Genomic DNA, 3,592 nt, shown 5'->3' with positions numbered 1-3,592 from the left:
AACCCGCCCCCGTTCGATCTGCATCGCCAGCTCGAAAGCCCGCGCGAACACCGATGCGATCTCGCCGGGCCCGTGCTCGATCAACTGTTCCAAGACCGCCTCAAGCGCCGTATCCTTCCGCCTGTTCATTCGTTCTTCTCCATGGTTGTGTTGCAACTCCATGGAATATCAGAATGGGCAGCTCGTGCTGGGGGGCGCCCCAGCACGAGCTCACGCCCCGCGTCTCAAGCGAATTTCCAGACCTGAGGGTACAGTACCGCGCTCTTCAGCGGGTTCCTGTCGCATTACCTGTTCCGCGACCGCTACGGGCGGCCCGGAAAGGGCAACGACAAGGGCAACGCGGAAGGGCTGGTCGGCTATTCCCGCCGCAACTTCATGGTGCCGATCCCGCGGGTCGCAACCTGGGACGCGTTCAACGCCCATCTGGAGGAGCAGTGCCGCAGGCGCCAGGCGGATGTCCTGCGGGGCCAGGCCGAAACGATCGGTCAACGCCTCGCGCGGGATCTGGCCGCGATGGCCGATCTGCCGGCCGCGCCGTTCGACGCCTGCGATCAGACCACCGGACGGGTCAGCTCCCAAGCGCTGGTGCGCTACAAGACCAACGATTATTCCGTGCCGGTTGCTTGCGGCCACCGCGACGTCTGGATCAGGGGCTATGTCGATCAGGTCGTGATCGGCTGCGGTGGTGAAGTCATCGCACGCCATCCCCGCTGCTACGGCCGCGAGGACATGGTCTTCGATCCAGTGCATTACCTGCCGCTCATCGAGCGCAAGAGTGAGCCATTAAAACGCCATTGGTCCGAGAGACAATGGCGAACGCTTTGGATCAGGCGGCGCCCCTGGCGGAATGGGACCTGCCGCCGGAGTTCGCGACCCTGCGCCGCCTGATGGAAGCGCGGATGATCAAGGCGGGACGCCGCGAGTATGTCCAGGTTCTGCGCCTTCTGGAGACCTTCGACATCGTCGATCTCCATGCCGCCGTGAAGAAGGCCCTGCAACTGGGCGCGGTCGGCTTCGATGCGGTCAAGCACCTCGTTCTCTGTCAGGTCGAGAGGCGGCCGCCGAAGCTCGACCTCGACGTCTACCCCTACCTGCCGCGTGCCGATGTCGCGACCACCGCGGTACTGTACCCTCAGGTCTGGAAATTCGCTTGAGACGCGGGGCGTGAGCTCGTGCTGGGGCGCCCCCCAGCACGAGCTGCCCATTCTGNTATTCCATGGNNTTGCAACACAACCATGGAGAAGAACGAATGNACAGGCGGAAGGATACGGCGCTTGAGGCGGTCTTGGAACAGTTGATCGAGCACGGGCCCGGCGAGATCGCATCGGTGTTCGCGCGGGCTTTCGAGCTGGCGATGCACATCGAACGGGAGCGGTTTCTCGGCGCGAGCCATTATGAGCGCACGCCCGAGCGTCACGGCTATGCCAACGGCTACAAACCCAAGCGGATCGACACGCCTGCGGGCACGGTGAGCGTGCAGGTGCCCAAGACTGCCGGGCATGGGGAAGAGCCGTTCTATCCGCAATCCCTCGAGCGCGGGCGGCGGTCGGTTCGGTCCGTCATGCTGGCGGTGGCCGAGATGTACGTCAAAGGCGTCTCCACGCGTGACGCCGAGGCTGTCATGCGCGAGTTTGGGATCGAGAGCCTGTCGTCCTCGCAGGTCAGCCGGGCTGCCAAGCTGCTCGACGACGAACTGGAGGCATGGCGCAACCGCCCTCTGGGCCAGGTAAAATACCTCATCCTCGATGCCCGGTACGAGAAGATGCGCCACGGCGGGGTGGTGCGCGATGCTGCCGTGCTCTCGGCAATCGGCATCGGCCCGGACGAGCGGCGGCGTGTTCTGGGCGTTTCCGTGGCCCTGTCCGAGGCCGAGGTCCACTGGCGGGGCTTCTTGGAGAGCCTGGTCGCCCGAGGCCTGCGCGGCGTCGAGTTCATCGTTTCGGATGACCACTCAGGGCTGCGTGCTGCCCGGCGGGCTGTTCTTGGCGGCGCCACGTGGCAGCGCTGCCAGTTCCATCTCGCGCGCAACGCCATTCATCACGCTCCGAACGTCGAGAGCCGCAAGCGCATCGGAGCCGAGCTGCGCACCGTGTGGAATGCCAGCACGCTCGCCAAGGCAGAAACGGCCTTGGCAGAGATCGTCGCCAGCTATCGCACCTCTGCGCCGAAGCTGGCCGCATGGCTGGAGGAAAACGCGCCCGAGGGGCTCGCGGTCTTCACGCTGCCCGAGCACCATCGCCGCCGGCTGCGCACTTCAAACCCGATGGAGCGATCCGTCCAGCACGAGCTCAAGCGGCGCACCGTAAAGGTCAGGGTCTTTCCCAGCGACGACGCTCTGCTGCGACTGGTCAGCGCCGTCCTCGTAGAGATCGACGAGAAATGGGCCTCCGAGACCAAGGCCTACATGTTCCGTCCCGGATGATCACCTTTCCCCGCGACGATCCGCGCTCTTCATGGCAAGATCGGTTCTGAGGGACCTTCGAGACGGGGCACGACCATGCTGATACATCTTCACAAGCAGGCCACGACCACGCCGAAGGTGCGGGCAGCGATCCAGGCGAGCACGGAGCCTGCTCCGGTCCTGGCCGAGCGCTTCGGCATAACGGAGCAGACCGTTTACAAGTGGCGCAAGCGCGACAGCGTCGCGGATCGCAGCCACACGCCGCACAGGCTCCAGACGACGCTGACACCACCGCAGGAGGCCGTCGCGGTGGCCCTGCGAAAGGCGCTGCTGGTGTCGCTGGATGATCTGCTGGCGGTTGTNCGGGAGTTCCTGAACCCGAACGCCTCGCGCTCGGGGCTGGATCGCTGCCTGCGCCGGCATGGAGTGGGGAACCTGCGCGACCTGAAGACCAAGGCGGCCAAGCCGAAGCACAGCGCCTTCAAGGCCTACGAGCCGGGCTACCTCCACATCGACGTGAAGTACCTGCCGCAAATGGCCGATGAGACCCGCCGCCGTTACCTCTTCGTGGCCATCGACCGGGCGACCCGATGGGTCTTNATCCGTGTCTTCCCGGCAAAGACCGCGGCCAACGCACGGCGCTTCCTGCGCGATCTGGAGCGCGCCTGCCCGNTCCGCATCCGCACCATTCTCACCGACAATGGCAAGGAGTTCACCGACCGCCTTTTCGGCCTGCGCAAGCGGACTGCCACGGGAGAGCACGCGTTCGACGCGCTTTGCGCCGCCCTCGACATCGACCACCGCCTGACCCCGCCGAAGTCGCCGCAGACCAACGGAATGGTCGCGCGCTTCAACGGCCGGATCGAAGAGGTCCTGCAGAGCCACCATTTCCGATCAGGCGAGGATTTGGAGACCACGCTCCACCGATACGTCTGGCTCTACAACCAGCAGCTCCCGCAAGCAGCGTTGGCCAGCAAGGCGCCCTTGCAGGCCATGAAGGACTGGCACAAAATCAAGCCAGAGCTGTTCAAGAAACAGCCATACTACCTTCCGGGATGTGACAGTTAGGCGCAGGGCGTGAAGATGAGCCCGAGGAACGCGAGCGACGCCACGACAGCGCTGACGAAGGGCCAAGGGGTGGGGCCGGGAAGAACCTGAACAGCGTGTGGCCGCGCATCGAGCACCGTCGTG

General features: G+C 65.0%; 2 protein-coding genes and 1 pseudogene. All 3 read left to right on the top strand.

Translation table 11 applies throughout. From position 1 onward, the window contains the following. Positions 1 to 261: 261 nt before the first annotated feature. Positions 262 to 1,154 (top strand): annotated as a pseudogene (locus JSE7799_RS04595) (Mu transposase domain-containing protein); the annotation flags it as partial. Between the two features lie 62 nt (positions 1,155 to 1,216). Then, positions 1,217 to 2,422: an IS256 family transposase gene (locus JSE7799_RS04590; RefSeq protein ID WP_442354835.1), complete on the top strand. Its 1,206-nt coding sequence runs from the start codon at positions 1,217 to 1,219 to the stop codon at positions 2,420 to 2,422. A gap of 75 nt (positions 2,423 to 2,497) precedes the next feature. Beyond that, on the top strand, positions 2,498 to 3,469 hold the full coding sequence (locus tag JSE7799_RS04585) for an IS481 family transposase (RefSeq protein WP_055662563.1): 972 nt from the start codon (positions 2,498 to 2,500) through the stop codon (positions 3,467 to 3,469). Positions 3,470 to 3,592 lie beyond the last annotated feature (123 nt).

The sequence above is a fragment of the Jannaschia seosinensis genome (assembly GCF_001408515.1).
Taxonomy (GTDB): Bacteria; Pseudomonadota; Alphaproteobacteria; order Rhodobacterales; family Rhodobacteraceae; genus Jannaschia; species Jannaschia seosinensis.
Note: the sequence above shows the minus strand (reverse complement) of the source record. Positions and strands in the feature narration are given on the sequence as shown.